This window comes from Lacticaseibacillus sp. 22 (assembly GCF_055413445.1).
Window position 1 is genome coordinate 57,698 of record NZ_JBVAYD010000017.1, and the last position, 7,026, is coordinate 64,723.

A 7,026-nucleotide genomic window follows, 5' to 3' on the forward strand; every position below is an offset into this window, starting at 1 on the left:
GTTTTATTATTGCTGTTTCTGAGGCTTTTGATAATGCTTAGCACCATGTGATCTTTAGAAAGCCGTGCATATCAAGCTCGCCTTTTTATATTGCAAGCATGTGCATTATTTCTGCAGCAAAGGTGTGCCGCTTGTGGCACTATCCTGATACAATATGATGTAGTTAGTCTAGTGTGACTTAAAAATGGTCTAGAAAGGAGATCAACTTGAAGAAACTTTCAGCAGGATTTATTTCCAGAAGCGTCTGGTTTACTGAATTTTCTGCGGTGATCTCACTGCTAAATGAGGGTAAGGATTGGGACGATATCACGAAAGCTATTGTTGAGGAGAACAGTTTTCAAATGTCGTCACGCAACCGTGCACAAGATCTGGCGCGGGAGATGAAATTACGAATCAGTACGTTGCCAGTCGGATTCGTTGACATCTTTGATCAGTTATCTCTCAGTAACCAAAAGTCGGTGAATCTTATTGCACTCATGCTTGAAAGGCCATTGGTAGAAGATTTTGTTCTAACGGTCGTTCAAAAAGAGTTTTTAAAAGGTGATATGAGGCTGGAGCCATATGAAATTAGCGCTTATTTGCAAGACTTACCACTACAGCATCCAGAAACAGCCAAGTGGACGGATGAAACGTTGAAGAAAATTCAAACGAAATTTCACGAGATCTTAACGTACAGTGGCTTAGCAGAGGATGTTAAGGGAGGGATGGCTCTGAAACGTGCATTATTGGATCCTTCCCTAATAGCATTGTTGAAACAAAGTGGCAAGGCTAATTACATTCAGGCACTGACAGGGAGAAAGTTATGACGCAATTAAGTGACCGATTTGACCGGTTTCGCAAAAAAATTCGCGATCCTGCATTTCAAGAGAATCGCGGGTTATCAAATGAGGTTGGTTTTTATATCTTTGACTACGACCCCGAAGATGAGCTGTATGTTCGAAATGAGGTAGAAGATATTGCTCATGATTCGACAACTGCTTCAATTGGCGCAAATGTCCAAATGTTCAACCTTTTTGACGTTGTTATTGATTTAATTGACCAGATGGGATACTTGCAGCAATTTATTGAGATTGAAAAAGACGATGGTATCGATATGGTCATTCGTCAGATCAATAACGTGCTAAAAATGGGAGACGAGCGTAATCTGATCGTAAGCTATATCTTGGATCATCTCGAACACCCTGAGGAGCGAAACATCATCTTCATTACCGGGATCGGGCAGGTGTTTCCATTGATTCGTGCTCATCGAGTCTTGAACACCATGAATCAGGTTATTGATAAAACGCCTGTTGTCATGTTTTACCCAGGGAGCTACAACAGTTTGAGCTTACGTGCTTTTGGCAAGCTTGATGACAAAAACTACTACCGTGCATTTCGGATCGAATAGGAGGACATGGGGAATGAAAATTAAGGATCTTTTTAAACGATCAATTGACCGCAACATTCAAGGGGTTATTAAAGTTGATCAAGATGACGAAGCAAACGTTAAACAGGAATTAGACGAGTATGTTGTTACGCGTGAGTTGCGTGACCATTTTGCAGCGTTCTTTAGTGCTTTTGATAATAGTTTACAGACTCCGACTGACGATATGGGTGTCTGGATTTCAGGCTTCTTTGGATCCGGGAAATCGCATTTTTTAAAAATCGTGTCATATATTTTGGCAAACAAAATTGTTGATGGAAAACCAGCCGTTGATTATTTTGACGACAAAATAGACGACCAGATGATTCTTAATGAGATGCATGCTGCTGCGGCGGCAAACAATGATGTCATTCTGTTCAATATCGATGCTAAGGCGAAAGACACAGTTGGGTCAGATAAACAAAGCATTTTGAAAGTCTTCATGCGGGTCTTCAACGAAATGCAAGGATTTACTGACGCCGATTTTTGGATTGCTGACCTTGAGCGGCGTTTGACTGAAGCTGGAAAGATGGATGCTTTTAAGGAGCAAATTAAAGCGATCAATGCCAATCATCAGTCTTGGATAGAGTTGCGTGACGCCTATTACCTGAATAAAGGTACGATCAAGGAAGCAATGGTGAAATCCGGATTCTCTGACGAGGCAAATGCTCAGGGTTTCATTGAAACGCTGAGCACCGAATATCAGATCAGTATTGATGATTTTGCTGCTTTGGTGAAACGGTATATCGACAAAACTGGACGCCGGGTCATTTTCTTGGCCGATGAGGTTGGCCAGTTCATAGGTGACAGTGTACAGCGGATGCTTAATTTGCAGACGATTGTCGAACAACTGGGAACGATGACACGCGGCAAGTCATGGGTAGTCGTGACTTCTCAGCAGGCAATTGACAAAGTGACGGATATTGCATCTGGACAAGACTTTTCGAAAATTCAAGGTCGCTTCAAAACACGTTTGTCGATGAGCTCGGCTAATGTTGATGAAGTTATTCGTAAGCGGTTATTGGAAAAGACTGATGTTGCCGAGCAGATGCTTGAAGATCAGTATTCTGCAAACGCTGCAGCTATTAATAATTCAATTGATTTCGATGATGGTGTAGAGCGGCCAAAATATAAGTCGCCAAAAGATTTTGCACAAAACTATCCGTTTATTCCATATCAGTTTAATCTCTTACAACAGGTGCTGACTGCGATTCGTGAAAACGGTTCGGATGGTAAACATTTGTCTGAAGGCGAGCGATCAATGCTTTCCCTCTTCCAAGAGTCAGCTGAAGCTATGATGGATGCGGACACAGAGACGCTTGCACCATTTAGTCGCTTTTTCGATGGTTTGGAACAATTCTTGGATCATACCCATCACATCGTACTAGTGCGTGCCCACGACAATCCTGCTGTTAATCCGAACGACGAGAAGAATCCGTTTGCACTGCAGCTGCTTAAAGTATTGTTCATGGTCAAGTATGTTACTGACTTTAACGCATCATTGAACAATTTGATCACCCTGATGATTAGTTCGGTCGATGCAGATCGAATTGCACTTAAGAAAAAAGTTAGCGATGCACTTGAGGTTCTAGTCGGACAAGGTTACGTTGAAAAAACAGTCAAGGGTTATGACTTTTTGACTGATGCTGAACAAGATATTACACGCGAAATTTCGAAACAAGAAGTGATTGACAATGAGGTTGCCAAGGAAATTGGGGATTACTTGTTCAATGCCAAGCCAGGTATTGCAACGAGTTTAACTTATCCCAAACTGAATGGTCGCTATGTCTTTGCTTTTAATCGGAAAACGGACAATATTTTTGGCGCACAGCGAAACAAGCTTTCAGTGCACATCATTACGCCAGTGAATGATGAATTTCAGAGTGACAACGATTATTTACAAGTTTCGACTGGTGCGTGGAATCATGATGTCTTGATTGCTTTACCACGTTCGTCAAACTTTGTCGATGAAATTCGAAATGCATTACGAATTCAGAAGTTTGTTGTTAATAGCAGTGCATCAAGCGATTCACGTTACCAGGGAATGGTGTTGGCTCGCCAATCTCAGCAAAATGAAGAGTTCCAGCACGCTCATGAACAGTTGATCGCATCGCTTGATAATGCAGCTATTTATGAAAACGGCCAATTGATTAATGGCGAAGCAGGGTTCGATAGTCGATTAGAACAGGCAATGAAGCTCTTAGTTGACAATACGTATCGCAGTTTGCAGTACATCACTGTTGCCAAATCTGAGAAGGATATTCGCGAACTTTTCGAAAGTATCTCCAGCCTGGCGCTTGACGAGCAAGACAATCAAGCTGCGGTTGATGCTGTTCTGGATTATATGCGGCGCGAGTCACAGAATAATACGCATATCACCATGGAAAGCATCTTGTCGAAGTTTAATGATATTCCATATGGCTACACGGATGAAGATATTCAATGGCTCGTCGCAAAATTGGTCGCTATTGGCAAACTTAAGATGTTTTACAATGGTACAGTAATAGATCCGCTAAGTGGTGAACGGACACCGCGTGAAATTGCAGGTTTCTTTACTAAGAAGCAAGCAATTCGTAATTTGGCCTTTCAGATTAAAGAAGAAGTTGCGCCTTCAAAGATCAAAGCGATGCAGACAGTTGCTTCTGAAGTGTTTGGAAAGAAATCATTTGAGGCTGATAACGATGAACAGAGGGCCGCAGAACTAAGAAAACTAATCGTGACTAAGTATCAAACTCTGAAAGGCTTTGAAGATAAAACTCAAGACTACCCAGGACACGTGTTGTTACAAAAAGGACTTCAGTTACTACGTCCATTGACTGAAATGTCTGATTCTGGTGCGTTTTATGATTATATCAGTAAACACAAAGACGACTTACTGGACTGGAACGATGATTTTCTTGATGATGGCATTCGTGACTTTTATTACTCGCAGTCAATGCAAGATATCTGGGACAAGGGTTTAAATGCGTTGCGCGTTTACGGGGAGTCAAGTGATTTCTTAAGTGACAATCAGCTACAGGATACAGTTGACAAGATGGCAAAGTTGCTTCACTTGCAAAAACTTCAGGGCGATACAGCCGTTAAAATCAGCGAATTAAATAAGCAGTTTGATGAATTATTTAGTGCGGCTTTTGATAAGACGGCAGCTGGTTATTTAGCGGACATTGATGATTTTCGTGAACGTGGCTTGACACGTATTGAAGAATCAGCGATACCTGATCAGAACGTGAAAGATAAACTAGCTCATGATTTTGAAAATAGAATTAAAGCTATTTCTGAGGCAGCCACGGATGCCACAACCTTAAATGAGGTTGTAGCAAAACCAGCTCAAGCTAGTGCGCAATTAGATCAACTGACGGACCGAATTAACCATGCAAAGGCGCAATTAATACCAGCGGGTGACCACTCAGGTGAAAGCAAAACTGACGATAAGCATAAGGATCCAGATAAGCCTGTGGGTCCCACGGTCGTTTCACCACAGGAGAAGATTGTCAAACTGGAAGAGGTTCTTCACAAGGGTGACTACAAAATCACAGCCTCGGCTGATATTGATAAGCTGACTGCTCAGTTTAAGCGCTCACTTGAGGCACAATTGTCAGATAACACGGTTGTGACCTTGCAAATTGACTAGTATAAAGTTTGGCAGTCATGGAAAGGAACCGGTATGGATAAAAAGGCAATCAAGACATTTGCGATTCAAGCTAGACGTGATCTGATTAAAAGTATCAGGTTAAAGATGGAGAATCTTGGTATTAATGAAAATGGTGTTGAGGAGAAATCAGCGGCATCAACCAGTGAGATTGAATATTATGGTGATAAGGGGCTATTTATCAGTGGCCAAGATATTAAGCGTCGCCGTGATTTGGTTTCTCGGCTTAAAACAATGGCCAAGCAGGAAGAATGGCGGGACGCATTTTCAGACCTCATCGAAGAAGTTGCGTATACATGGTTTAATCGAATTATTGCCATTCGATTTATGGAAGTAAATGATTACCTCCCGAGTGGCGTTCGAGTGCTGTCATCGGGAACAAAACTTAAAGTACCTGATATCCTGCGCGAAGCTTTTAATATTGAAGATGAGTTAGGTGGTTATAGCTCGGATGAGCGTGCAATCATCCAGAAAGCCCTTGATACCGAAGAGCCGTCCGACATGGATGCTGCGTACGTCATTCTGTTTACCAAGCAAGCGAACGCGCTAAATCAATATCTCCCTGAACTTTTCGAAAAAACAGACGATTTCATGCAATTATTGTTCACTCCAAGCTATTCGGTTGGGGTCATTCGTGATCTTGTGGATGATATTCGTGAAGATGATTTTGACGTGGACAAGGGCGGTCAGGTTGAGATTATTGGGTGGCTGTATCAGTATTACAATACCGAGCCCAAAGACAGTGCCTTTAAGAAAAAGAAGTATTTGACTTCTGATATTCCCCCAGTGACGCAACTTTTTACGCCAGACTGGATCGTCAAGTACCTTGTTGAGAACTCCCTTGGGCGATACTGGATACGCGTTCTTCTTGAACGAGGAGATAAGCGTACTTCTGCTGAGATTGCTGAATCATTTGGATGGCACTATTTTATGCCAGATGTTAAGCAGAATGATTCAACGCCTTATCCCAACATGGCCAAAAAACGAATTGAAGACATTACTTTTGTTGACCCAGCAATGGGATCAGGACATATTCTGATCTATGCATTTGATGTCTTCTTGCAAATTTATCAAGCAGAAGGCTATTCGCGTCGTGAGGCAGCTCAAAAGATTGTTAAAGACAATCTTTTTGGGTTTGATATTGACCGACGTGCATTTCAACTAGCCTATTTTGCCATGATAATGAAATTGCGTCGTGAAAATAGACGGACTTTTGATCTTCATTTAAAACCCAATATTTTTGAGGTCCCAACTACGGCCTTAACTCCAGATGATTTTTCTGAGACTATAAATGCAAGTAAAACGGACAACGAACAGTTGAAAGAGTTTTTAACAAAGTTCAACAAAGGTAAAGAACTCGGGTCGCTGATAGATTTCAACGCCGATATCTTTAAAAATGCCCTGATTAATGAGATCATTCATAACCAGTTTACTGGACAGCTCACGTTCGATACGTCAAACCAACTAGCACATCGACATGAGTTAAAGAGCCTGGTTCGGGTGGGGATGGGTTTAAGCAGTAAATATACAATCAGTGTGACTAATCCTCCCTACATGGGTTCTGGCAAGATGCCAAAACCTCTTTCAGATTTTGTCGGAAAAAAATATCCGGCAAGTAAGTCTGATTTATTTGCAGTCTTCATAGAGCGGCTCCAGCATATGACAAAGCAAGATGGCTTTTTTGCCATGATTACCCAGCACCAATGGATGTTTCTTTCAAGCTTTAAATCCTTACGTGAACGGATGATTAACTGGCCGATTATAAATATGGCACACTTAGGGACACGTGCATTTGAAGAAATTGGTGGAGAGGTTGTTCAAACAACGGCCTTTATTATTCAAAAGCAAGCGAGTTCAAACTTTAGCGGCACTTATGAGCGGCTGGTCGATTTTGATTCACAGGCACATAAGGAAAAAGCTTATCTTGCTGCCGTTAAAGATCCAAATCTTAAGTATGTTTATCGTACTAAACAAG

General features: G+C 41.6%; 4 protein-coding genes. All 4 read left to right on the plus strand.

The genetic code is table 11. The features are described from left to right. Positions 1-206: 206 nt before the first annotated feature. Entirely contained in the window at positions 207-806 is a 600-nt protein-coding gene (locus tag ACWP87_RS09040; RefSeq protein WP_014569901.1) for a DUF1819 family protein, read from the plus strand. Next, positions 803-1,387, plus strand: a complete 585-nt coding sequence (locus tag ACWP87_RS09045; protein WP_014569900.1) for a DUF1788 domain-containing protein — start codon at positions 803-805, stop codon at positions 1,385-1,387. The genes ACWP87_RS09040 and ACWP87_RS09045 overlap by 4 nt, the downstream gene beginning before the upstream one ends. A gap of 13 nt (positions 1,388-1,400) precedes the next feature. Continuing rightward, the gene (gene brxC, locus ACWP87_RS09050; RefSeq protein ID WP_014569899.1) at positions 1,401-5,033 is read left to right on the plus strand and encodes a BREX system P-loop protein BrxC; all 3,633 of its coding nucleotides are present in this window, start codon (positions 1,401-1,403) and stop codon (positions 5,031-5,033) included. Between the two features lie 33 nt (positions 5,034-5,066). Next, the coding region (gene pglX, locus ACWP87_RS09055) for a BREX-1 system adenine-specific DNA-methyltransferase PglX (protein ID WP_048653987.1) at positions 5,067-7,026 on the plus strand (1,960 nt) is incomplete at its 3' end.

Bases quoted from the DNA above. Each gene is read 5' to 3' on its own strand.
- brxC (WP_014569899.1), top strand. From the start codon at position 1,401: ATGAAAATTAAGGATCTTTTTAAACGATCAATTGACCGCAACATTCAA.
- ACWP87_RS09045 (WP_014569900.1), top strand. From the start codon at position 803: ATGACGCAATTAAGTGACCGATTTGACCGGTTTCGCAAAAAAATTCGC.